At 52.2% G+C, this 25,052-nt stretch carries 22 protein-coding genes; 7 read left to right on the plus strand and 15 right to left on the minus strand.

Annotated elements, in window-relative coordinates; all coding sequences use genetic code 11:
- On the minus strand, positions 1 to 919 hold a 919-nt coding region (locus tag ACN080_RS06100), incomplete at its 3' end, for a class I tRNA ligase family protein (RefSeq protein ID WP_419113297.1).
- A 617-nt stretch (positions 920 to 1,536) separates the two neighbouring features.
- On the opposite strand from ACN080_RS06100, the gene ACN080_RS06105 reads away from it, so the two are divergent.
- The 5 genes from ACN080_RS06105 to ACN080_RS06125 all read left to right on the plus strand — a co-directional run bounded on the left by ACN080_RS06105 (position 1,537) and on the right by ACN080_RS06125 (position 5,680).
- Positions 1,537 to 2,127, plus strand: coding sequence for a winged helix-turn-helix domain-containing protein (locus tag ACN080_RS06105; protein ID WP_419113298.1), 591 nt, complete (start codon positions 1,537 to 1,539; stop codon positions 2,125 to 2,127).
- Between the two features lie 104 nt (positions 2,128 to 2,231).
- Positions 2,232 to 2,756, plus strand: a complete 525-nt coding sequence (locus ACN080_RS06110) for a DUF805 domain-containing protein (RefSeq protein WP_419113299.1) — start codon at positions 2,232 to 2,234, stop codon at positions 2,754 to 2,756.
- Positions 2,757 to 3,187: 431 nt separating this feature from the next.
- On the plus strand, positions 3,188 to 4,039 hold the full coding sequence (gene pdxY / locus ACN080_RS06115; protein WP_419099568.1) for a pyridoxal kinase PdxY: 852 nt from the start codon (positions 3,188 to 3,190) through the stop codon (positions 4,037 to 4,039).
- Between the two features lie 757 nt (positions 4,040 to 4,796).
- Positions 4,797 to 5,183 (plus strand): hypothetical protein, encoded by a 387-nt coding sequence (locus ACN080_RS06120; RefSeq protein WP_419113300.1) that lies wholly within the window; start codon positions 4,797 to 4,799, stop codon positions 5,181 to 5,183.
- Between the two features lie 68 nt (positions 5,184 to 5,251).
- Positions 5,252 to 5,680, plus strand: coding sequence for a hypothetical protein (locus ACN080_RS06125; protein ID WP_419113301.1), 429 nt, complete (start codon positions 5,252 to 5,254; stop codon positions 5,678 to 5,680).
- 114 nt (positions 5,681 to 5,794) lie between these two features.
- Here the strand turns inward: ACN080_RS06125 and ACN080_RS06130 are convergent, their stop codons facing one another.
- The 13 genes from ACN080_RS06130 to ACN080_RS06190 all read right to left on the minus strand — a co-directional run bounded on the left by ACN080_RS06130 (position 5,795) and on the right by ACN080_RS06190 (position 19,974).
- Positions 5,795 to 6,217, minus strand: a complete 423-nt coding sequence (locus ACN080_RS06130; protein ID WP_419112047.1) for a hypothetical protein — start codon at positions 6,215 to 6,217, stop codon at positions 5,795 to 5,797.
- 293 nt (positions 6,218 to 6,510) lie between these two features.
- Entirely contained in the window at positions 6,511 to 7,062 is a 552-nt protein-coding gene (locus tag ACN080_RS06135) for an RNA 2'-phosphotransferase (RefSeq protein ID WP_419113302.1), read from the minus strand.
- Positions 7,063 to 7,386: 324 nt separating this feature from the next.
- Positions 7,387 to 7,833, minus strand: a complete 447-nt coding sequence (locus ACN080_RS06140) for a hypothetical protein (RefSeq protein ID WP_419113303.1) — start codon at positions 7,831 to 7,833, stop codon at positions 7,387 to 7,389.
- Positions 7,834 to 7,847: 14 nt separating this feature from the next.
- Positions 7,848 to 8,480 (minus strand): hypothetical protein, encoded by a 633-nt coding sequence (locus ACN080_RS06145; RefSeq protein ID WP_419113304.1) that lies wholly within the window; start codon positions 8,478 to 8,480, stop codon positions 7,848 to 7,850.
- A gap of 58 nt (positions 8,481 to 8,538) precedes the next feature.
- Positions 8,539 to 8,922 (minus strand): hypothetical protein, encoded by a 384-nt coding sequence (locus ACN080_RS06150; protein ID WP_419113305.1) that lies wholly within the window; start codon positions 8,920 to 8,922, stop codon positions 8,539 to 8,541.
- Between the two features lie 75 nt (positions 8,923 to 8,997).
- A complete protein-coding gene (locus tag ACN080_RS06155; protein WP_419113306.1) occupies positions 8,998 to 9,513 on the minus strand; it encodes a barstar family protein in 516 nt (171 codons plus the stop codon).
- Between the two features lie 1,077 nt (positions 9,514 to 10,590).
- A complete protein-coding gene (locus ACN080_RS06160; RefSeq protein ID WP_419113307.1) occupies positions 10,591 to 11,016 on the minus strand; it encodes a hypothetical protein in 426 nt (141 codons plus the stop codon).
- Positions 11,017 to 11,032: 16 nt separating this feature from the next.
- A complete protein-coding gene (locus ACN080_RS06165; RefSeq protein WP_419113308.1) occupies positions 11,033 to 11,692 on the minus strand; it encodes a hypothetical protein in 660 nt (219 codons plus the stop codon).
- Between the two features lie 50 nt (positions 11,693 to 11,742).
- Positions 11,743 to 12,678, minus strand: coding sequence for a hypothetical protein (locus ACN080_RS06170; RefSeq protein WP_419113309.1), 936 nt, complete (start codon positions 12,676 to 12,678; stop codon positions 11,743 to 11,745).
- A gap of 98 nt (positions 12,679 to 12,776) precedes the next feature.
- The gene (locus ACN080_RS06175) at positions 12,777 to 13,409 is read right to left on the minus strand and encodes a hypothetical protein (protein WP_419113310.1); all 633 of its coding nucleotides are present in this window, start codon (positions 13,407 to 13,409) and stop codon (positions 12,777 to 12,779) included.
- Between the two features lie 8 nt (positions 13,410 to 13,417).
- The gene (locus ACN080_RS06180) at positions 13,418 to 18,619 is read right to left on the minus strand and encodes a DUF6531 domain-containing protein (RefSeq protein WP_419113311.1); all 5,202 of its coding nucleotides are present in this window, start codon (positions 18,617 to 18,619) and stop codon (positions 13,418 to 13,420) included.
- 7 nt (positions 18,620 to 18,626) lie between these two features.
- Positions 18,627 to 19,016 carry a hypothetical protein gene (locus tag ACN080_RS06185; protein ID WP_419104726.1) on the minus strand — a complete coding sequence of 130 codons (390 nt, stop codon included), beginning with the start codon at positions 19,014 to 19,016 and terminating at the stop codon, positions 18,627 to 18,629.
- Positions 19,017 to 19,182: 166 nt separating this feature from the next.
- On the minus strand, positions 19,183 to 19,974 hold the full coding sequence (locus ACN080_RS06190) for an SDR family oxidoreductase (RefSeq protein ID WP_419104725.1): 792 nt from the start codon (positions 19,972 to 19,974) through the stop codon (positions 19,183 to 19,185).
- Positions 19,975 to 20,099: 125 nt separating this feature from the next.
- On the opposite strand from ACN080_RS06190, the gene valS reads away from it, so the two are divergent.
- Positions 20,100 to 22,748 (plus strand): valine--tRNA ligase, encoded by a 2,649-nt coding sequence (gene valS, locus ACN080_RS06195; RefSeq protein ID WP_419113312.1) that lies wholly within the window; start codon positions 20,100 to 20,102, stop codon positions 22,746 to 22,748.
- A 108-nt stretch (positions 22,749 to 22,856) separates the two neighbouring features.
- Positions 22,857 to 24,263, plus strand: a complete 1,407-nt coding sequence (locus ACN080_RS06200; RefSeq protein WP_419099556.1) for an LssY C-terminal domain-containing protein — start codon at positions 22,857 to 22,859, stop codon at positions 24,261 to 24,263.
- Positions 24,264 to 24,327: 64 nt separating this feature from the next.
- Here ACN080_RS06200 and ACN080_RS06205 read toward each other — a convergent pair whose 3' ends face one another.
- Positions 24,328 to 24,960, minus strand: coding sequence for a DsbA family oxidoreductase (locus ACN080_RS06205; protein ID WP_419099555.1), 633 nt, complete (start codon positions 24,958 to 24,960; stop codon positions 24,328 to 24,330).
- Positions 24,961 to 25,052: the final 92 nt, after the last annotated feature.

Here is a 25,052-nt window from a genome sequence, read left to right on the forward strand (position 1 = left end):
AGCCCAGGTCCTTGGCGTACTCCCCTAGTAGGTCCTCAGCCAGCAGGAAGCGGCGGCCAGCCAGCTCACCGGCACCGGCTACAAGGACGTAGCGCACCTGGGGGCCAACGGCAAGCGCCTGGTTGGTGGGCAGGGTCCAGGGGGTGGTGGTCCAGGCAAGAGCCTCAACCCCCACCAGTTCAGCGGCAACAGCCTGATCGGCGGCTAGGGAGGTGTCGCCGGTAATGCGGAAAGCAACGGTGACCGAGGGGTCCTGGCGGTCCTTGTAGACGTCATCGTCCATGCGCAGCTCGTGGTTTGAAAGCGGGGTTTCGTCTTTCCAGCAGTAGGGCAGAACGCGGAAACCCTCGTAGGTTAGTCCCTTGTCGTGCAACTGTTTGAAGGCCCAGATGACCGACTCCATGTACTCAACGTTCAGGGTCTTGTAGTCGTTCTCAAAGTCGACCCAGCGGGCCTGACGGGTGACGTATTCTTCCCACTCTGTGGTGTACTTGAGCACTGAGGCGCGGGCGGCATCGTTGAAGTTATCAATGCCCATCTCGATAATCTGTTGCTTATCGGTCATACCCAGCTGCTTCATGGCTTCAAGCTCAGCGGGCAGGCCGTGAGTGTCCCAGCCAAAGCGGCGTTCGACTTTGTGTCCGCGCTGGGTCTGGTAGCGGGCTACCAGGTCTTTAACGTAGCCGGTGAGCAGGTGGCCGTAGTGGGGCAGGCCGTTAGCGAAGGGAGGACCATCATTGAATACAAACTCGTTGGCCCCGTTAGCGCCTGCCTCCCTGTTGTCAATGGAGGCTTGGAAAGTACCGTCCTGCTTCCAGTAGCTCAGCACGGCTTCTTCGAGTGCTGGGAAGGAGGGGGAAGCGGCTACGAAGCTGGCACCGCTTGCGCTTGCCTTAGGGTAGACAGGCTTTTGAGTCATGGTTGCGACCTTTAGTTCTCGACATGGGTTGAGTTTGGGTTCTGCAAGGACGCTAGGCCCGAACTAGGTGCCGGGTTTGGCGCGGTACCACCTTGCTTACTGAAAGAACCGGCCCGACTCCCAGCCATTGCCTTACGGGGCTTGCATGGGCCTGCGCCAGCGGCTAGCTCGTCGTGAGATGAGCCAGCCGCTGGCGCAGGTGCCGAACCGGTTATCAGTCGCTTCATGACAGCTGTTTCGGGCTTACCCGTCCGGGTCTACTGGGGTTATATCTATTCCGCGCACTCCCCTCGTCGCAACGAATTTACGGGGGTGTGCAGGTATAACCTGTTCTTCCGGATTGCTCGCCGGTGATGGCCGGGTCTTTGCAACTGATACTTAGTTTATGCGCTGATTCTGCCTCTGTCTAACCTGTTTTTGACCCATTTTTTACCTGTTTATTCATTGAGGCCTCAAATTACAGAGATGTGAGTACAAGATATAGGGGTAGCGCCCCACGGTGCCCCCAAGATAGCGGCCAGTGCAGGTAAAACAAGGTGAGCAGACCAACCTAAATTACAATTTTGGGTTTTGGGAATTCTGCTCTTCGAAGCACTCTCCCAACTAGAATTACCACCGTGACAAACGATAAATCTACAGCTACTGTTCCCCCTTGGCCGTTCTTTGTTCGTCCAGCCTTGGAGGTACTTGAAGAGCACGATGTGGTCAGCACGAAGGACATCGTAAGACTTATCGAAGACCGATACCTAGCCTCCCCTGATGCACGCTCAGCAAAGTTGCCCAGCGGTATGAAAGTTTCTGCTCACCGTATTGGCTGGACGCTCAGCCACATCACTAAAGCAGGATGGGCAGTCCGCCCCTCGAAAGGCTTCTATACCATCACTGAAGCCGGTAAAAATTGGCTGGAAGGTAATAGAAACACCAACCTCACCTATGCAGAAGCGAACAAAATATTTAGGCAATTCTGGCCTCAGAGAAAAACGAGTGGGGAAATAAGCTCTGTTGATTCTCATAATCTAGAAATTGATTTGGAGCCCCCGGCTGAATCAATCGAAAAGGGTATCGCTCTTCTCACTTCACAAGCGAAAGACGAGTTACTGGTGCGCCTTGTTGTTGAGCTGGACGAAGAGTTCTTCGATGATGCCGTATGTAGTGATCCAACCGATTCTGCGCCCCCATTGCGCCCTTTGAGAGCTTCCACCGATTAGTTCCTGAGATATTTGGTGCATGGGATATAACGGTAAGTAGCGTCAATGCCTGCCATAATAGTATTTGCACATTTTGTTTACTCTATCTATCTTGAGGTCTTACAGTGACTCAGTCAGCTACCCCCACGCACCCGGCACCCCGCCCACACGTCAGCTTTGGACAGGCCCTTAAAAATTGGCGCAAGTACATGTTCCGCTTTAGCGGACGCGCTTCACGCTCAGAATTCTGGTGGGTCATGCTCGTATGGTTTATTATCAGCTTGGTGCTTTCCATAATAGCTTTGGTGGCAGTTGTTCCAACATTCAACCATCTTCAGCAACTACAAGAAGCGGCGTCCACAAGTCTGGATGCATACAATGAATACAGGCAGGCGTCTAATGAGCTCGGCCCGGCGTTGGCTGGTAAGACGTTGATTTTCGCACTTATTATCGGTGTATTTGGAATTGTACAGTTTGTCACCATGCTGGGCCTCTGGTGGCGCCGCCTGCAAGACGCCAATTTTCACGGTGCTTTTTACTTACTGAGCTTCGCAGGCCCCGGTGCAATTGTTCCCCTAATTATGGCTATTCTGCTCTCTAACCCTGCAGGTGTCCGCTTCGACAAACCAGAAGATGCAACCCGCCCGTAGAACTTACGTGGTTTAGCAATAATGCCGTTGGCTCCTTACCCGGGTCAGCGGCATTTTTGTTAATCAAGCAGCCTACTGGAGCAATCCTTGCTCAGTCTGGGCCGCCCAGCTTGCGAAGCTCTGGTCGCGGTACTGGAGGTGGACCAGGTAGTTCCGAACCTGCGGGTCCACCTTACATATACGGTAGCTGGTGGCCGGGGCTCATGCTCCTTGTTGCCCCCTCCCTCCTAGGTTAGCTACCGCTGGCAAGCCCATTCACGCCAGCCCGACCATCCACTTCTCTGGACCCAGCCCTACCTACCCTTGATGTAGATCAGTCCTTTTAAGATTTGGTCACAAGCATATACCGCCCCCTTTTTTTCTATTGCCGCGTGGTGTAGTGAAAGGTCATAGGGTCACAGGGAATCATGGGTCTGTGACACAATACCTTTATGCGTATTTTGTCTATTCAGTCAGCCGTAGCCTACGGGCATGTCGGCAATTCAGCAGCAGTTTTCCCCCTCCAGCGCCTAGGCCACGAGGTTATGCCAGTCAACACCGTCCTCTTCTCTAACCACACCGGCTACGGTGAGTGGCGCGGCCCCTTGATGTCCGGCGACGATGTGCGTGAGGTTGTTACCGGTATTGAAGAACGCGGCGGCCTCGATGACACCGCTCTGGTCATTTCTGGTTACCAGGGTGGCTCATCCATTGGCGATGCCATCTTGGACGCAGTGGCTAAAGCCCGTGCCAAGAACCCCAAGGTACTCTACTCCTGCGACCCTGTTCTGGGTAACGCCACCAGCGGTTGCTTTGTTTCACCTGAGGTGCAGGAGCTGATCCGTGACCGGGTCATCCAGCACGCCGATATTATTACCCCCAACCAGTTTGAGCTGGGCTTTGTCACCCGCACCAACCCGCAGACCCTCGATGAGGTGCTCGAGTCGGTCAAGAAGGCCCAGAAAATTGGCCCGAAGACAGTGCTGGTCACGAGCGTTTCGACCCCTGAAACTCCCGGCAACAGCATTCAGATGCTAGCTGTCTCCGGCGATGAGGCCTGGCTAATTACCACGGACCGGCTGCCGCTGAAGGCTAACGGTTCAGGAGACGTGACCCAAGCACTTTTTGCTTCACATTTTACGTCGGGTAAGTCTTTGAAGGAGGCCCTGGAACTGACAACAGCCAGCGTCTATGAGCTTCTGAAGAACACCCTAGAATCTGGCCAGCGCGAGCTACAGCTCATTGAATCGCAGCAGTCCTATGTGGCTCCCCAGGTTTCCTTTGAGGCCGTGCGGATCCGCTAATTTCTACTTGCGTCAAGGCCCCGCTCCCCCGGTGAGCGCGGGGCTTTAGCGCCCTCCTGGGCACGAATTTGAGGTGGGGCTCCTCCGGCTCGAGTACTTGGGCTTCAGGATTTTACTGGAAGGGCGAAAGGATTAGCCCTGGCGGCGGTTAAGGTTATAGCGGGGTTTATATGTCCAGTAGTAAAAGCATCTCTAAGAGTTCTGCAACGCCTCTAGCCAAGCCATGTTATACACCCACCGCACCATCAGAGAACATTTGAGCGGTAGTGAGGGTTATGAGGCTGTATTGAGAGTCGTGTGGTTTGCAGTCTTCTTCATGTCTGGTTGATAACACTGAGATGGATGAATGTTGAGGCGTAGTTTCCAGGGGTGTCTATCCCTGGAATAAACAATATTTTGTTGGAGATACACTAAAAGATGACTATGAAGTTAAAAGATTTACTGGTGCTCTCTGCAGTACCGGGGGTCTATTTGTTCTGTATTGGAGCTTTATTGGCTGGCAACATTTCTTTGTCTTGTTCCTGAGCGCTATTGGATTTGGAATATTAGGGTGTTTTCTGTTTCGTTCTTTACCGCACAATGTTGCTGGATGGTTATCCTTAATCCTCGCTGTCTCTGTGTTTGCATATGGTGTGGCAGGGAACAGTGTATGGCATAAAGCTATGGTTATGCTCATTCCAGGTTATTTACTGGGTGCACAAGTTGGTGCTACTTGGAGAGAAGGAACTAGAAAAATAGGCAGGAAGGGAAACACACGGTGATAACTTTTTGTGATTCTTCTAATCGGCAATTATGCATAGGGCAGACGCTTCAGCATAGAAAAGGTTTCCTAGGGAGAACCAAGATAATTCGTCGTGTTCGGGTAGGTATCGGTGAGCACTGGGCGGAGTTTGACTATCGTGAGTTGACTCAAGATTTTTTGGGTGGGCAGCAGATTGCGGAGTCGTTGTCTTCATCGGATGGTCCGGTATTTATTGCTAATGTTGATTGGGCTCCTAAGTCTTCTTTGTTTCAGGAACAGGTGGCTGGTGTCCCTGAGCATTGGTGGGTTCTTTGTTTTATGAATTTTGAGACTGACCCTGTTCAGGCGGCTTTTTCTCCAAAAGATTTTGATGAGTTTTTGAGTTTGGCGTCCGAGGGCTAGTGATTTGAAGGCTCCTGGTGTGTCGTAGGGTTTGATCAGGCTCGTGGGTAGTTGGAGAGGTGGTTTGTGTGGCTCTTGTTGATCAAGACCGTGGTGGTAAGTCTGGGGCTGGTGGGGCAGGTGTGGCTAGTCCGCGGGTGCGTAAGATTTTTATGCGGTGTGTGTGGACTTTTTGGGTTGTTGTTTTTGCTTATTACTTTGGTGATATGTATTTTTATCGGACGGTTGATTGTACTGTTGTGGGTGCTGAGGCTGTCAGTGGTGGGGGTGGTTTGCGGTCTGCTGGTTCGCGTCAAAGTGTTAATACTGAGACTGAGGAGTGTGGGCTGCTTGTGTTCGTAATGATGCAGAATGAGGGTTTTGATAGTGGGCAGGATTTGGCTGATGAGTTGAATCGTCATCGGGGTGAGCGGTTGCGGTTTCGGGTGAGTTATTTGTATGTGGGTCATTATGAGGCTCGTGCTGTGGAGTTGGAAGGTTTCCCGATTCAGGAGTAAGCGTCCTTGGAGAACTCATAGAAATAATGGTAAAAGAAAAAGATTCTAAAATAAGCTAAGCAGAATTCTTCTGGTTCTTACGTTATTAGGTTTTATCGGGGGGGATGTATTTGGTTAATCCCCCCGCTTAAGGCCAGGTAAATCTCTGTACCATCTCCAGTGCCAGGGCATATCCAAAGGAAAATACGGGCTAGCAAACTTACCCTTGTCAGCTTCCTTCCCCAAAAAGAAATCCAGCAACTCCACAGCCAAAGAATGCTCCCCCACAAGCTCCAAAGCCAAAACATAATTCAAAGAATCCGGCGCAGCCGCACGCGGTAGTTCAGAACGCTTCTTCAACTCCGCCACAGCAAAATCCACCGTACACATCCGGCGCATCACATCAAACCCGCATTCTTGCACAGCTCGCAAAGGCAAACTTAAATCAAGCGCGCCCTCAGGACCATCCTGAACACTCCAAGTCCCCACCTGATCCTTCAAATCATCTGAAACATAATCATAAAGTGAGGACGGGTGCGAGACCTTCCTCGTATACATTTCAGGAGCAATCTCCTCGATGAGATTATTATGTGGGACCCAGCAAGAACCCACCTAGACCATAATCGAGGAACCGGTTCCGCTATTAGACTGAGTGGCAGTTGATGAGGTACCAAGCCAATCATCGGAAACAGGAAAGAGGTGCACTTCTATATTTTTTCGCAGTTGCATCTAGCGCGAGAAGTTCCTCGTGCCAGAGCTTTTGCACATCACCATCTCTTGCCATTGATCTTACCTTTCTGTGTATCCGTTAGGAATAAATGGTGAACCTCAATTGGATACTATAAATACACCTAAAAGGCCTCAGTAATAAACTGAGCAGGAACACTATCGGCAAGCCACACCTTTGAACCACTAGGGTAAAATGCAATACCGGCCGAAGACGCAGTAGCCGTATCAACTTCCAAAAGAACAACTTCAGTGCTATGCCTGCGCCCCACAGCAATGGCAGCCTCTTTACTTTCAGTTAGGTGAACATACTGACGGGTCATAGGTTTCAGCCCCTCCGCTTTTATACATTCCCAACTCTCTAAGCTCGTACCGTGATATAAAACTGCCGAAGGGATAGCCGGTGCCCTATCGACAGTTTGTACTGTTTGAGCAGAATGTCCATAAAGAGCACGAATCATGTCCCCCTGAATCTCATGGCGTTGCTTCTTTGCAGTACTGACCATTGAGTGCAGATCGTTTAAACTCACACCAGCATATTCAACAGAATACCTGTGGATTCCATCAAGTAAGTCAGAAATCTTAACCCACCCCTGGGTATCAGGGTTAAGCCCAAATTCCTGAGGTTCATGCCGCAGTGCATAAGAAATCAGCTTGCTGAGTTGGTTAGTTTTCATCGTTTTCTCCCGGGAAAGCAAGTAGTCTTTACAGTTATTCTGAACCTCCTATCACAAATCACACAAAGTATTTCACTCTTAATGGTGGGGAACCAAACTGCATTCTACTCATATAAAAACCAACAAAACCACCGCCCCTAAACACCACAACGCTCCCGAAAAGCAACCACAAAATCAACAAAATACGGCCGCTGAAACCTCACTTCCTCAGCAGCATGCCGAGCCTCAAACTCATCCAGCCACCCCAAAGCATCCTCCCTCAAACCAGCAAGCTCAAGAGCCAACACATAACTAGCCCACCACCGAACACTACCCGCATTAGGATTACACCCCCCACCGGCCCAAAACATCCAAGGTGTACTCCACCGAACACATCTTCCGCATATGAGGCACACCCTGCTCCACCAAACACGTCACAGGAGCCGACAAATCAATCGGCCCATAAGGACCCTCCTGAATATCCCATTCAACACCCAAACGCTCACTCCGCAAAGGATCAATCTCAAACAAAGCCTCACCAAAAACCGGCTCCCCCTTTTGCTCCACCAAAAAGGGCGCCACCTCACGAGCCAACTCCGTAAAAGGATGCCACACAACACCAATAGTCACATCAACAGAGGAACCAGTCCCATAATTAGAACTCGTAGTCAACCCAACAAAACCTGACCATTCCTCATCAAAAAAGTACTGGGCATCCCTACCCACCTTCTTAAAACCCAACTGGGCTAGCTCAGCATGCCACAGCTTTTGCACATCACGATCTCTTGCCATACAAACCACCCTACCTAAACACCACAACGCTCCCGAAACCCCACCACAAAATCAACAAAATCAGAATCCTGAAACCTCAACTCCTTAGCAGCATGCCGCACCTCAAACTCACCCAACCACCCCAAAGCCTCCTCCCTCAAACCAACCACCTCAAGAGCCAAAACATAACTAGCCCACCACCGAGCACCCCCAATATTAGGATTACACCCACGCCACCTCAAAACATCCAAGGTGTACTCCACCGAACACATCTTCCGCATATGAGGCACACCCTGCTCCACCAAACACGTCAAAGGAGCCGACAAATCAATCGGCCCATAAGGATCCTCCTGAATATCCCATTCAACACCCAAACGCTCACTCCGCAAAGGATCAATCTCATGCAAAGGCTCAGCAAAGACAGGAGTCCCTTTAGGAGACAACACATAAGGCGCCACCTCACGAGCCAACTCCGTAAAAGGGTGCCATATAACCCCAAGAGACACCGACACAGAGGAACCGGCCCCGTAATTCGAACTGGTAGTCATCCGAACACAGGAGGACCACTGATCATCAAGTCGATAATGAGCATAATTACCCACCTTCTTAAAACCCAACTGGGCTAGCTCAGCATGCCAGAGCTTCTGCACATCACGATCTCTTGCCATTATGTTCCTTACCTTTCTGGGTATCCGTCAAGACACCAGCCACAGGTCTGCCAATTAATTAGTATATATCCGCTTCCCAATCACCCCGTTCTAAAAAGTGCTCAAAGGCATCTCTTAACCATTCATGAAAAGTCAGGTAGATTCTTTTATTATTTTGCTCCCAGCCAGGCGAAGCATAATCATGAATAATACAAATATAGTTATTGTTTTGAACATCAAAACAGGCCACATCATCTAAATCTTCTCGCATTGCGAAGGGAACTAGAGTGCGCTGAGGGTACCTTTGTTTGATTCCCTCAAACTTTTGCTGCAACCTATCACCTGTAAGGATCGTCCACGGCTCAAATTCGAGAGCCTCAATTTCCACAAGACGTTTCAGCTGCCCAGGGTACTGAAACCCCAGAGGTAAAAGTGAAGAAGTGAGTAGTGTTTTTTCTTGCATTTTCTATCACCTTATCTATGAGTTCAATCTAGGTAATTCGGCGAGCGAGCTGTATCTATTCCTGCTCTCTCCTCTTCAAAGAGTAAAGAAAGAGGGTTTCGCTAAATCGCCAACACAGGTAAAATGAAAGGAGCTGATAAATACCTCCTCTCCTTGCTCGCCCACAATAAAAAGCTTAAGCGTACGGTATTTTGGACCTAATAAAGAATCAGTAAGTGAATATAATCTTTCATGTGAAATTTCCATAATCTTAGCCAATTCCTTGATACCAGCTTCCTTGCCCAGCAATGGCTGTCTCTTATCCACTAGCACTATCACACCCATAATATCTTCGTCTTCACTCCAATCTAAATCGCCCAAACACTCAATAAGGGCATCCCAATTACCCCCATAGTAGACTGGGAAATCAATCATGTCACCTATAAGGAGACACAGCTCTTTCTCATTCAAAATCTCTAGACCACAGAGGTCTGCCACTAAACATCTTATTGATTTTTCATATGATATAATCTCATCTTTTTCAAATTTATTAATCGAAAATATTTGGAACTTGGGAGTATTTTCAAAGTATTTTATCTCTTTATTATTCATAATTATCACCTTGTTGAATGATAACAAAATATTCGTAACGGTTCTTCGTATAGTAAGCTGAGCCATCTGATCTAGTAACTAAACAATACAAAGACGTCAGTGGTGTCCGTTTGTAAACTAGAGGGTAGGTTGTTATTTACAAGACTGGGTTTTCTACCCCATCAATCAGACCCCGGTTTACCTCTGCATCGACAGGAGCACGCCAGAGTAAATTCCCCTTGTCATCAAGGATGCGCCAGGCCCAGACAGGTTCGCTCGAACCAACTTGCCTCAGCGTCATAGAAGAAAAGTTAAGAGAGCACCCATAAAAACCCAAATCATTAGTATTGGTAAACCTCTCTAAAACTTCCCCCATGTGCAATTTGCGCGAACCTATCAACACACTCATCTGTATCACCAGCGACCAATAATTAAATTTCCGTATACAATGCCTAAGAATCATAGAACCATAGATGCAAATCCTGCGAATCTAAAGTTTTTAAAGAAATATCCAGAATCTCGTGGACCTTTTCATTGTGAACACACAAAGATGTAACTGATGCCCCTATCAACTGAGAATGCAATCCAATTGGGGGACATGAAATTTCTTTCGAACCTGCATCCCAGCTACAAAAATTTGTTTTTTCTTCAAGAGCTCGATCCGGGTCAATTCGACCTATCATAATTCGAGAGTTTTCATCTGTGATGCGCAGTGCCCAGTGAGATTCAAACTCGTCAGACGAGGTAACAGAACGAATGCTTCCTCCATCTTCTAGTAGCTAAGTAGCGTCATATCAGTAAGAACCTTCGTGAAACTATCAGCATTCGTATGACCAACGGCCACGTCATCTTTGTTCATTGTCCAAGCTTTTTGAGCCAAAGGATAGTCGTGGGGAATTAGCTGGGGAGAAAGGTTCTGCAGTTTTGCTTGGGACGGTGCTAATGCAGGTAAATTTCCATATACACCTGACCCGAGAGCCTTCTGCCCAGAAGACGCGGTTTCCCTTAAGGAACTTAGAGCGCCCTTCTCGACCCTCTCAATGCCTTTCTTTCAATTACTGGTCCGATACGGGTGGCCAGCTTACAGCATCTTCCGGGTCAGCTGTCAAATGATAAACCACCCTGAAGCCACAACTCATGATCGTTCCACGACAGCCACTCAACTTCCACCTCACCGCAGCTCAAATACCAGGGGGCGTTCTCGTCCTCACACAACAACTGCAACCGGGCCCCATCATCTAAGACAAAAACAGGGTCAAAAGCAGAGCCGTCCGCACAAACATCAACAATCAAGCGACCAGTCAGGACCTGTAGCAGAGAGTCATAGGTATTGCGGACAAACTCACCGGCATAACCCGACGGCATGAACAGAAAATCACAATCGATACTCAGCAACCACTCACATACCCCGGACAAACCAACTATCCTTGCGTTAAAGCAACCATCAGTTTCAACAGAAGCAACTGAAACAGGTAAGGTAGACCGCACCGCTTGATATAAACCGGTGTCTAACTCAGCAACCATATTGCTCTTTCACCACCTACACCATTGGGTTTGAGTACTCGATAAGTACCCCACGATTCTGAAAATACCCCGGGGCATACATATCTATGCCAAGAGCCCTCATATACCCGTGCAACGTCTCACTCGTGAAGCGTTTTTTGATGGAACGTTGCTGGTAGAGAGATGTATCTTCAAAGGGCAACGGCTCCCCCAGATTGTCAAAATCCCAGCGACGCTCACTTTGTTGCGATGCCGCTATGAGCCTTTTCTTTCTGGTGCCCTGCTCGTAGTAGTGGTAGATAAGTTGACGGCTTTCATAAATACGAATGGAATAGTCCCCGCTTGGTGCAGGTATATCCACAGCATTGAGATGCGGGCAAGCAATCTGCGCCCCCACATAGCGAACAGCGTTATAGTCCATCACTGGGAATCTGTTGGTGAAGGCACCGACCCACTGGCAGTCTGCACTGGGAAGTAGCAATATTTTATTGTCGTTGATGCGTCTGAGCGGATTAAGAAATGTTCGGGTTATATCAGGGAAGCTCCCTGCAACATCACTTGATGTAACGATATAACCCAGCTTTTCTCTGTACCATTCCGTCCAGGTCTGTTCAACTGTTTCGAGATTGCTTTGAATGAAACCAGTAACGAATAGGGTGGGGTTGTAGTCCTCGGTAATTATTAAATCTTGTTCCACATGAACCTGACTTTCAAACGAGCATGGGGCGCGGGGCTAAACACAGTAGCTTACTGGTGCTTACTGATAAAATGCCCTGCGCTACTTGTCACGGACCAACCGCCTGTAACAGGATAGGCCCCTCCAACAGTAGAACCCACAAATTGATCCACTCGTACGCCACCCTCAAATAGCAAAGACGGCTGGACTAAATCATCTGGACCGGTAAATCCAACTAAACAGCGACCCTTCAAAATATAGTACATCTGCGAAAACTCCCGATCATAAATATCCTCAAGGAAATGTTGCGAAGCCCATACGCCCCGTGTGTAACTCACACTCCACGGATTCTCAACCATTATCTTCGCCCCGTTCTCAAGCACAATCATGAGAGCATATGCAGCAACTAAAGGTTCCTTGTTTGCAGGGCACCGGACCTCCACCACGGTAGAACCCACAGCTGCAACAAGCGCAGGATCAGAAACATCCAACACGCCATCAAATGGGTTCAAAGAGGAGGTAGTCAATTCTAGAGGGAGATGCTGTTCACGCATTTGGTAGGGGAAACTATTGGATATTCCTCGGGTATGAGGTCCAAAGGTCCACTGTACAGAGTTCCCCATGGAGGAACCATATTCATCACCAGTCGTTTTGAATCGAACTATAAAACCGTTATCAAAAATAAAAGTGTTGTCATATAAGTTCTCATACCCGCATATTTCCGCTATCTGGGAACCTGCTAGGTGATGGCAAGCGACTTTTAAATCATTTATATAGGAAGCAACATTAGGGTTAGCTATATCAGAACCATAAAAATCAGAACTGTAGAGAGCAGTAGGTGTAATAATCTGCCATATATCATCAGAGTAAAGCTCTAGGCTCTGACCTCGGTAATTTTTGAGGTTAATGAGAAATTCACAGGTATTGGGGTTTATTTCTGCGCTGTAGACAGTGAATGGAAAGCGGTCCTTGATAAATTGCTGGTTGAGTGCCTCGCTCCTTGCCATTGCTGGTTATTCCCTTTAAAGAAATCTAGCTTTTTTTGAGTGTCGCAGGCTTATCTTTTACCTGGATGAAACTACCGGGTTCAGCAGAACCGCTCATCCTAAACACCACAACGCTCCCGAAAAGCCACCACAAAATCAACAAAATCAGAATCCTGAAACCTCAACTCCTTAGCAGCATGCCGCACCTCAAACTCATCCAGCCACCCCAAAGCCTCATCCCTCAAACCAGCAAGCTCAAGAGCCAACACATAACTAGCCCACCACTGAGCACCCCCAATATTAGGATTACACCCACGCCACCTCAAAACATCCAAGGTGTACTCCACCGAACACATCTTCCGCATATGCGGCACACCCTGCTCCACCAAACAGGTCACAGGAGCCGACAAATCAATCGGCTCATGAGGGCCTTCCTGAATATCCCATTCAACACCCAAACGCTCACTCCGCAAAGGATCAATCTCATGCAAGAGCTCAGCAAAAACCGGCTCCCCCTTTTGCTCCACCAAAAAAGGTGCCACTTCACGAGCCAACGCTGTGAAGGGGTGCCACACAACACCGATATAAACGGAGACCGAGGAGCCGGCTCCATAATTAGAGCTCGTGCCTAAGCCCACGTACCCCGACCATTCCTCGTCAAAAGGGTACTGGGCATACCTACCCACTTTCTTAAAACCCAACTGGGCTAGCTCAGCATGCCAGAGCTTTTGCACATCACGATCTCTTGCCATTATGATCCTTACCTTTCTGGGTATCCGTCAGGGAAAAAATGGTGAACCTCTATCGGGAAGCCCTCAGTTTCTTTACCTACCTTAAGAGGGGCACCAGCTTGACGCGCCAAATCTGCCTTAGCTCCACGAGGGGTTACATTGTTCTCCAGGAAATGAGGATAAGCCTCCAGCTGGTTGGTCGTAAATTTCGCTTTAGGACCCAGCTTAGCCTCAACCCCAAAAATGGTACCATCCGGGCGGGCAGCCACAGCGTCCAATCGAACTCTAGTAGAGCCAATATCCGGTACATCCACATCAAAAGTAACCTCAGTAGACAAGATACGATCACCGCGGGCTTCAATATCTTTGACTGCTAGCTTTGTGCCCAGCTTCCCTTTCTCATATGCAGACATACCAGCCAAATCAAGACCCGGATCCAGCACAGGGTTAGAGGATAAGTACTCTAACTTTCCCGGAGAATATCCACCACTTATGGGAATCCCAGAACTAATATTTCGCTGTGCAGAACTCTCCGCAACCTGCTGCACAGCACGAGTAGAAACGCTATCGGTTGCTGCCCTCGAGGTCTGAGAAACCACTGAATCAGCAGCCTCACCCACCAGCTTCTTGCCCGCAGACGAAGGCCCCGGCAAAACAGCCGCCACAGCAGCAACAGTCACATCACCCAACAAACCAGACACATTATGAGGCCCCGGCTGCCTCATATACGAATAAACCGCAGAACCAGCCCCACATACAGTCTGAATCGCAGGGCCACCCGGCACCATATCCAAAGCAAGTTGCACAGGATCAACCGAACCGGTAATAGCCTTCTGCACACCCACAGAAATACCGCCCTGAACCAGCATCAAACCAACAGGGCCACCAACACCGGTAGCCATCAAAACACCACCGGCAATCACCATACCGGCAACCGCTAAATACTCCCAGTTATCCCCTAGAAAATCACCAGCATCAGCCAGAACACCCTGATGAGCCTTCTGGTAGTCCGCTAGTTCAGCATCGGTAATAGGCCGCAAACCCCACGGGTCCACCTGATTCACCGGATTATTACCCGCAAAGGAATACGGGTTAGAACCCCAGGCGGCACCAGCCACAGGAGCCAAAGGATCAACACTCAAGAATGAAGCCGTACCCGGGTCGTAGCCACGGGCACCCATCAACTCCACACCGGCAACAAGAGGCACACCATCAGCGCTGAGACCAAAACCAGCAAGCAACCCGCCCTCACCAGAGGTATCGGGGCCAGCCCCGGGAACAGCGAAAGGATCCACCTCATCCGTCGAACGAGTCAAACGCCAACCGGTCGCAGGTGCAAGCCCCAAAGACTCACCAGCAACACTGACCAGCGTGGGAACCGGGGCGGTAGAATCCCAGAACAAATCAATACCGTCAATCTGAGCGATCTCACCCAGAGCATCGACCCTTATTGAATGTGCTATCGACTCCCCAGCACCCGTACTAACCCGAATACCTTCCAGATAGCCGGCAGGACCATAGGCAAACTCACGCACCGAACCATCGGGGTCAGTCTCCCGAACACGCCGCCCCAAACCGTCATACACGAACTCCCGAACCAGACCGTCGGAGCCAGTCACACTCACAAGTTGCGAAGCCGCATCGTAGGCTAAAACCTGATCAGTACCATCAGCACCCACAGTTCGAACCAGACGCCCACACTCGTCATACTCATAACGCACAGACTCTCTACCGGTAGTCGAGCTATGAACAGACACAAGCTGCGATGCGTCATCGTAACCGTAGTTTGCGTAGGTGCTCGTTCCATCAACGGCGATTCTTTCAACCCCTGCAACACGCCCAAACTCGTCACGGGAAATCGACGTTTCCTGAGCAACCTTGCCCTGGCCGTCCACCAGACGGTGAGCAACCACAGCACCGTTAGCGTAAGTCCACTGTGATACTAGATCCTCAGTCGCTGTAGAAACTACACGCGACGCAACATCGTAGTTATAAACAACCCTTCTGCCGTCTGAATCAGCAACACTTTCCAGGCGACCCGCACCATCGTAGGAATACTCAACAGACCCACCAACAGGATCAACCCTAGACAGTAGCTTGCCAGCCACATCATAGGACCAGCGCATCGTCGATTCGCCACGCGAACGTGAAAGAAGCCTGCCCACACGGTCATACTGCAACTCGTGCACAGTCTCGCTGTCACCCAAATACTCGTGAACGCGCACCTTACGCTGAGCAAAGTCACGCTCAACCGAAGAAACCAAACGCCCATTGACGCTCATTGAGGTTTCACGGCCCTCAGAGTCATAGGTCCAGCTAGTAACCCGGCCCGTAGGATCGGTCTGAGAAAGCTGATGCCCAGCCGCATCGTAGGTAGCCTGTGTAACACGCCCCAGAGCATCGGTCACAGAATCGACCTTATCCAACTGCGTGTAAGTACGGGTTGTTACACCCCCAGCAGGGTCAACCATACGCACCATACGGCCACGCAGGTCATACTCATACCGGGTGCGCCCACCCAAGCCGTTAATGGCCTGCACCAGTTGACCGGCAGCATCGTACTTGAAGCGGCGAATACCGAATGAGCCATCTTGCATAAAGGTCAGACGGCCACAGACATCGTAGCCGTAACGTGCTACTCCCCTACCCGGGCTTACAGCCCTGACCAGGCGACCGCAGGCATCGTACTCATACTCTGAGCGCTCACCAGCAGGGTTAACCTTAGCAACCACACGGGAGTCAGCGTCGTAAACCAACTCAGTCACAGCGCCCGATGCATCAATATAACGGTAAGCACGACCAGCATCGTCATACTCGTAGCTCACACGGGCGCCATCGGGGTTAATGACCGCAACCAAACGACCCGCAAGGTCATACTCGCACCGAGTCAGAGCACCCTCACCATCGACCAGCTCAACGGGATTACCAGCAAGGTCGTAGGAAGTCAGCTCAACAGAGCCATCCAAATTTTCGCGCTTAACCGGCCGACCATACGCATCGGTAGTAATCGTAGCGGTGCCAAAAATATCATTCAGCGTAATCCGCTGGTCAGCACGGTCAAGGCTCGCCGTAACCCGGTTACCCAAAGGGTCAACAGTCGCAGCAAGCTGACCGGTCTGATCGTATTCACGGCTCCACACAGAACCCGCAGGGTCCGTAATCGCCACCAGCCGTGAAAGGCTGTCATGCTCAAAGCCCCAGGAGGCCCCGTCAGGCAAAATAGCCGCAGAGACGTTACCCATATCGTCAAACTCACGTGACACCGACCGGCCCAGCGGGTCAATAGTCTGGGCAACCTGGCCGTGCGCACCGTAGCGCATAGAAGTACGCTCACCCGCAGGGTCCACGATTGCTACCAGACGGCCCGCAGTATCGTACTCGTAGCGGTGAGTTGCGCCATCAGGGTCAACCTTACCCACCACCTGACCGGCGGCATCATAGGTAAAACGCGTCTTATAGCCACCCGGCGAAATAGCCTCAACAGCACGCCCAGCCTGGTCATAGACCATACGCGCAGTATCACCGTAGGCATTCGTTACGCTCGTCAGGTCACCGAAGGAATCGTAGGTAAAACTCAAGGGCACCCCGGTCGGCCCAACAACCCCAGTCAAAAGACCGGACTCCCAGGTCAAATGGGTGATACCGCCCAGTGCATCGCGAATCTTGCAGGGGTTACGGTCCTGCCCCTCATAGGAGTAGGAAATCAGACCACCGGTGGTAGTCACAACATCGGTGATACGGTCCTGCTCATCCCAGGCAAAAGTAATGTCAGAACCCTCTGGTGTTACTGTGCGGGTTCGCCGTCCACGCTTATCATAAGCATGCACGGTCATTGAACCGTCGCGTTCAGTAACAGAGACAAGGTTACCCTTGCGGTCATAAGACATCGACTGCCGATGGTCGTGAGCATCAATAACGCCCACCAACCTACCCTTGGCATCTGAAATCCAAGAGTTAGACCGCTGGCCATCTTCATCAGCCACAACGGTAACTCGGCCGGGCAGGTAGGAGAACCTGACTAAACGACCGTGCGGGGTCTTCTGGCTAATAACCCTGCCGTACTGGTCATACGTATTGACGACTTCCTGAACGCCAGCGGCATCAGCCACCACTTCAATAAGACCCTGCTCATTGTGCATGTAGCGGCGGTGGTAGTTACTACCCTTAGCCTCGGTCAGCAAACCAGCTGCGCTGTAGGAATACTCAATCCTTCGCCCATCAGAGCTGGTTGCAACAGCGACCTTGCCATCTACATATTCAAAAGAGATAACCCTGCCGCGCTCATGCCTTAGGGCAGTAATTTCGCCCTGGCGATCACGGTCAACATAGACTCCCGTTCCCGGCCCCTGAGCAGAACCAAGCCAGTCACCCGCAGCAGTGAAGAACCACCCGGAACCGGTATTATTGGCAACAACCCAGGCGACCCGACCGCTCAGAACCTCAGGTATCAGAACGGTACTTGCATCTGCTACCGGTACAAGCCAAAAGTTCTCGTCAGCACAGGGTAAGAAGCCCTCCCCCGACCGCGCAAAAGAAATCTTTCTGCCATCGTGCATAGCCCAGGTTGCCTGCTCATCATCAAAGATAAGAGCAGTATCGAGCACAGAGCTCCACCCAGGGCCAAAAACCCCGCCCGTCTCACCGCGCGAGTTATACATACGGGTAAGCGCTAGAGCCGAGCAAGCACCCGCAAAAGAAAGATCATTCTCCGGTTCAATAAAGTTACCGTTACCGGTATTAACCGGGTCAAGCGTGTACCCGCTAGTTGGTTGACCGCCAACAGCGGAAGGGTTTACCACAGTCATATCTTCACGGATCGCTGATACACCTGCGTTATTAAGTGCCGTAGCCAGAGCAGAATCAGCTAGTGGGACGGGGTGACCCGCGTGCGCCCCTGCGTCCTCAAAAGCTTGAGCAAGCGTGTGAGCCCACCTAATATCTTGAGCGTTCTTCTCAAGCCAGATATCAATAGCTCCAATAGCACCAGCCGCATCGAGGGAACCGTAGTTGCAGCTCCCCTGAAAATCCGCATAAGCAGTATCCAGGGATGTTTTCTTACCCTTGACCTCTGTATCCAGCGGTTCCAAGCCGGTACTGAAAGCCCTGAGATTTTCAGGAATAGCGGATGTTGTGCCCCCGCCGCCCCTACCGTTGCCAGGGCTGGGTGTTTGACGCGGGGTATTATCCGGAGTCGGAGCACTCTTGTTGATGGGGGTTGATGGTGGGCCCACTGGGGGTTCAGGTGCGCCAAAAATGTTGTCGTAGGCCTCCTTGAGCCCCCCCAAATGTATCTTTAAGGCGCTTCTGCTCAGCGATGAACTCGCGTGCAAGGCGGCGACGTTCGTTCTCTTCTTTTGCCCTTTGAACAAGGTCGTCCACCAAGCCAACAGCATTACTCAGTGCCGTAGCGATCTCATCTGCATCGCTGGCAGCTGTCTGGGCATTGGAAGCAAAAAGTTCTTCAAAGTACCCTCGAAATTCTTGCCGGGCGGTGGCGACAAGTGAAGCGCGCGAAGAAGCTTGAGTTCTTAAGAGACCCGCCGCGTTCCTCAAAGCGCTTTTGAGGGTTTCGGCGTGCCCGAAGTTAAACTCAACGTTGCCATCAATTGCACCGAGATTATCGCTCATCTTCTTCCGCTTCCTGCATCACATTATCGAACTGTTCAAAACTGCAAATATCTGCTTCACCAAGACAAACATCCACCTTTACTGATTCTACTCAAAGAGCCTCAACTGATTTCGTTGTGAAACGTTTTTTGATGGAACCAGCTCAGTTGTTTCCCCTGCTTATTCTTCATGCCCCAGTCCGAATGACCTTATACTGGGCGGCCTGGGCGACCGGGCGCAGAGTGATATGGTCCAGGTTGATGTGGTGGGGAATGTTCACCGCAAAGGTGACGGTCTGGGCTACGTCTTCGGCCAGGAGCGGTTTCTCTACTCCGGCGTAGACCTTGGCCGCAGCTTCGCCCGAGCCCAGGCGGTTGAGGGAGAATTCTTCGGTGCGAACCATTCCTGGGCGGATCTCAATCACGCGCACGTTGTTCTCTGCTTCTTCAAGACGCAGGGTTTCGGTCAGCGCGCGTTCCCCGAACTTGGCGGCGTTGTAGCCTGCTCCACCTTCGTAACCAGCTTCAGCCGCTGTGGAGGTCAGATTGAGTACGGTGCCCTGCCCGTTAGCGCGCAAGGCGGGTAGGAAGGCCTTGACCATGTTCAGTGTTCCCACAACATTGAGGTTGAACATGGACAACCAGCCGTCGGGGTCAGCATCAGCCACGGCATCCACACCCAGAGCGCCACCGGAGATATTAACCAGCGCATCGAGCTGTCCCCCGGTTTCTTCCAGAATCCGTGCGGCTTGCTCAACCACCGCGTCACGGTCAGTAATATCTAGGACCACCGGGCGCACACCGCACTGCCGGGCAAGTGCTTGGAGCCGTTCAGCGCGGCGGGCTACGGCGTAGACAGTCCAGCCGGTAGCGGCCATGAGCTGGGCTGTTGCCCGCCCAATCCCCGAGGAGGCACCGGTCACCACCGCCACTTTTCCAGCTTGAGCATCGGGGCTAAAGGGGTTAGCGGGAAGGGCCATGGGTATGCTCCTCAATCTGCGGGGTAGTTGCTTGGCACGCAAACGGTGCGGCTACCTCCATCTTACGAGCTTTGAGCGCCAAGGCCCGGGTGCATAGAGCCTCAAGACATGAGAGAATGAAAAGCATGGCTGAAATAAACCAGGGCACAGACACGCCCGCAGAACCCGCAGTAGACATTACCGTTCCCGCAAAGCCCGGCCTCGAAGGCCTCGAAAAGAAGTTCACACAGAACTGGGCCGAGCACAAGACCTACGCTTTTAACCGGGACACCACCCGCGAGCAGGTCTACTCCATCGACACCCCGCCTCCCACAGCCTCTGGCTCCCTGCATGTGGGGCACATGTTCTCCTACACCCAGACCGACGTCATCGCCCGCTACCAGCGCATGAAGGGCAAGAACGTCTTTTACCCCCTGGGCTGGGACGATAACGGCCTGCCCACTGAGCGCCGTGTTCAGAACTACTACGGGGTTCTGTGCGACCCCGCTATCCCCTACGACCCCAACTTCACCGCACCCGAGAAGCCTGCCAAGAACCAGCGTGACTGGCCGCGTATCTCACGCCAGAACTTCATTGAACTCTGCGAGATTCTTGCTGTTGAAGACGAAAAGGTCTTTGAAGAACTCTTCACCACTCTGGGTCTTTCGGTGGACTGGTCACACACCTACCGCACCATTGATGCCCACTCCCGCAAGGTCTCCCAGCTTGCCTTCCTGAACGATCTAGCCAGCGGCGATGCCTACATGGCAGAGGCCCCCACCATGTGGGATGTCACCTTCCGCACCGCGGTTGCCCAGGCCGAGCTGGAAGATAAGGAACGCCCCGGTGCCTACCACCGCATCTCCTTCCACCGCGAAAACGGCGAGAAGGTATGGATTGAGACCACCCGCCCCGAGCTGCTGCCTTCCTGTGTAGCTCTGGTGGCCCATCCCGATGACCAGCGCTACCAGCCTCTCTTTGGTACCAAGGTCACCTCCCCGCTCTTCGGCGTTGAGGTCGAGATTAAGGCGCACCCTCTGGCTCAGCCCGACAAGGGTGCCGGTATCGCCATGATTTGTACCTTTGGCGACACCACCGACGTCACCTGGTGGCGTGAGCTCCAGCTTGATACCCGCGCACTCATTGGCCGCGACGGCCGCTTCGCTTCAGAAACCCCCGACTGGATTACCAGCCCCGAGGGCCGTGAACGCTACGCCCGTATGGCCGGTGCAACCGTCTTTACCGCGCAAAAGACCGTGGTCGAGATGCTGATTGAAGCCGGCGAAATGGACGGCGACCCCAAGCCCATTACCCACCCGGTCAGGTTCTACGAAAAGGGCGACAAGCCCCTTGAAATCGTGGCCTCACGCCAGTGGTATATCCGCAACGGTGGCCGCGATGCCGAGCGCCGCGAAGCTCTTATTGAGCGTGGCCGCCAGATTACCTGGCACCCCACCTTTATGCGCTCCCGCTACGAGAACTGGGTAGAGGGCCTCAACGGTGACTGGCTCATTTCACGCCAGCGCTTCTTCGGTGTGCCCTTCCCCATCTGGTACGCCCTGGACGCCGATGGTGAGCCCAACTACGATGAGCCGATTGTTCCTAGCGCTGAGATGCTGCCGGTAGACCCCGCCTCAGAGCCTGCACCCGGTTACACCGAGGATCAGCGTGGCCTACCCGGTGGCTTTATCGCTGACCCCGATGTTCTAGATACCTGGGCTACCTCGTCACTGACCCCGCAGATTGCCACCGGCTGGGCAGTGGATCGGGAGCTGCACGAGGTCACCTTCCCTATGGATTTGCGCCCCCAAGGCCACGACATTATCCGTACCTGGCTCTTCTCCACCGTGGTTCGCTCAAACTCACTAGAGAACTCTGTTCCCTGGACCGATACCGCACTGTCAGGCTGGATTCTAGACCCGGATCGTAAGAAGATGTCCAAGTCCAAGGGCAACGTGGTTGTTCCCCATGAGGTGCTGGAAAAGTACGGTTCGGATGCGGTCCGTTACTGGGCGGCCAGCGCCAAGCTGGGTGCCGACACCGCCTACGATGAAGCCCAGATGAAGATTGGTCGCCGCCTGGCTATCAAACTCCTGAACGCTTCAAAGTTCGTGCTGGGTCTGGGGGCAACTGCTCAGTCAGTTATCACCACCCAAGCACAAGCTAACCTGCTCACCAACGAGCTGGATCGCTCCCTGCTGGCTCGTCTAGCTAGCCTGGTTGAGGAATCTACTGCGGCCTTTGAGAATTACGAGTACGCTCGTGCCCTCCAGATTTCCGAGACTTTCTTCTGGCACTTCACCGATGACTTCGTTGAGCTCATTAAGGACCGCGCTTACGGCAAGGCAGGAGACGCTGAACAGGCATCAGTTCTGTCGGCTCTTGCCACCACCTTGGACGCTCTGCTCCGTATGTTTGCGCCCTTCCTACCCTTCGTGACCGATGAGATTTGGTCCTGGTGGAGGGCAGGCTCGGTGCACCGTGCGCCCTGGCCTACCACTGCCGGTTACGCGAAACTTGCCAAAACCGCTGACGCAGAGATTCTGCCCACCGTGGCGGCCGCTCTTGGAGGGATACGCAAGGCTAAGAGTCAGGCCCAGGTCAAACAGCGTACTGAAGTTGAGTCAGCAGTAATTACCGGTTCTCAGCAGTCTATCCAGCGCCTCAAGGCTGGCCTAGCAGACCTGAAGGCAGCCGGAAATGCTCACCAGCTCACTCTGCAGGTTCAAGACGCTCAAGCCGAACTAGAGATCAGCCAGGTCAAGCTCAGGGCAGAAGAAGAGAGGGCTTCCTAGCCTTCCTTACCTGCCCTGAACGGCTTACCCCCTGAGAGAGGCCTAGCTCATTCACCCGGGCTAGGCCTCTCCTTTACTACCCTGACACTAGACTGGACTGATAGACCTATGAACTCTGATCCCAATTACCCGCGATACCGGGGCAATACCTCGCCCGAAAAGATCAAAAGCTACCTGCAATTTCAAGCAGATAGGCGGGTATTCTCGGGTGCCCTGGACAAGCTCTATTTCATTGGAGCTGGTCTGGCCTCAATTTGGCTGGCCATTGTAGCCCTCATAGAAGCCAGCACCCATTCCTGGTGGGCTATCCCCCTGATCATTGTCTTCTGGGGTATCTGTGCTTATTTCACCTTGCCGCGTTTTCACCGAATCATGACCGATATTTATGTGCCCAGCTACTTTATCGGTCGTGCTCGGACCGGTGACGGCCTTTTGGGAGACCCTATTAACATAGGTATCAGAGGGGAAGAAGCAGATATCCACCGCGCCATGACCCAGGCAGGCTGGCATCAGGCAGAGCCTGTCACGTTAGCATCCTCCTGGCGTATTATTCGCAATACTCTCACGAGAACTCCCTACCCCACTGCACCGGTTTCCCCTCTCTATCTCTTTAACCGCAAAGAGGATTTCGCCTACCAGCAAGAGGTTGATGGGTCGCCCCAAAAACGACACCATGTACGTTTCTGGAAGGCCCCTCAGGGGTGGAAGCTGCCCGGCGGTGCCTCAGTTGATTGGCTAGCTGGCGCAACCTTCGACAGGGCCGTCGGACTTTCCCTTTTCACACTCCAGGTCACCCATAAGATTGATGCAGACACTGATAAGGAACGAGATTATGTAGTAGAAACTGTCGCCTACTGCAACCCCCAGACTCAGGTTGAGGTCATCAAGGATTTCTCTACCGGCTACCACTCCCGTAACGGTGGTGGGGATGATATCCTCACCGACGGTAACCTCCCCATCTTGGAACTTGCTCAGCTTCAGCCCTCACCAGCAGAAAACTCAGACCTTAGCCCAGAAAAGCTCAGAGGCCACCGGCCCGCCTGGGAACTGGTCCAAGAAGCACCGCCCAGCGTCTGGGTAGCTGCACTCTTTGTGGGCATTCTGGCGATGTTCCAGTTAGGTATTAACCTCTGGCAAATCTCTCGGGGCGATTTTTTGAGTTTGGAGAATAGCCTAACTGGGGATGAACTAGCCCATATCTCTAATGCTATGACTATAACCCAGTGGACTCTTAGCGGGTTGCTGATCCTCATTACTGTGACTCAGGTCTTCCTCTGTATCCAAGTAATTCGTGGCAGCCAGCGATCACGAAAAATAATCCTGGCACTTCTGAGTCTCTCATTCGTAGGTACAGCGCTCTCGGTCTCGGCTGGATCAGCCGAAGGCGGAAACCTCTATGCCGTCTTTATTATTATGGCAAGCCATGTTTTTGCCATGCTGGAGTTTACTTCTGATGGAGCGGTTAACTACACCTACAATGCCACCGCCAAAAACCAGGCTCGCGCACAAAAGTAGCTAGCAGGCATAAGCAAAGCCCCCGGAGCAGGTTCCCTTCAAGGGACCCTCCGGGGGCTTCACTCTAGTTCTCTGCTCTAGCTGCGAAGATGGGACCCACTGTTCTGGGTCGCTTAATTTCAAAGAAACCGGGGTAAGAGGCTAGTGCTACAGCCCCATCAAAGACCTTAGCGGCTTCTTCACCGGTGGGGGCAGGGCTCATGACCGGACCAAAGAAGGTCACGCCGTTAATGCTGATCAGCGGCACACCGATGTCATCGCCACCGGCGGCTTCGAGGCCCGCACGGGTTGAGTCGCGCATGAACTCATCGTATTCTTCAGTGAAAGCAGCCTGCGCAAGTTCAGAGGGCAGGCCAACAGTTTCCAGAGCCTTAGTAATGGCGTCAGCGTAGAGTTCACCGCCCTTGTTCTGCTGGTGGTGGATCTCCTCCCCCAGGGCCGTGTAGAGCGCATCAACCTCGGCCTGCGAGTACTTCTGAGCGACGGCAGTAACTACACGGGCCGGGCCCCAGGCCGTTTCCATGTGTGCCTGGTAGTCAGCAGGCAGGTCACGCCCCTCATTGAGAACAGACAGAGAGAAGGGATGCCAGGTGACCTCAACATCGCGCAGGCCCTGGACCTCTTTAATCCAACGGGAGGTCATCCAGCACCAGGGGCAGGTGGGGTCAAACCAAAAATCAACTTTGTTCTCAGCCACAGGGGCTCCTTTCAGAGAAAGCTGTGCTTTTGCACCGAAATACTGTCACCAGCAAAACACCCCACTCCGGGATACTATTCCCGGAGCGGGGC

Source organism: Rothia sp. CCM 9416 (genome assembly GCF_048513535.1).
Lineage (GTDB): Bacteria > Actinomycetota > Actinomycetes > Actinomycetales > Micrococcaceae > Rothia.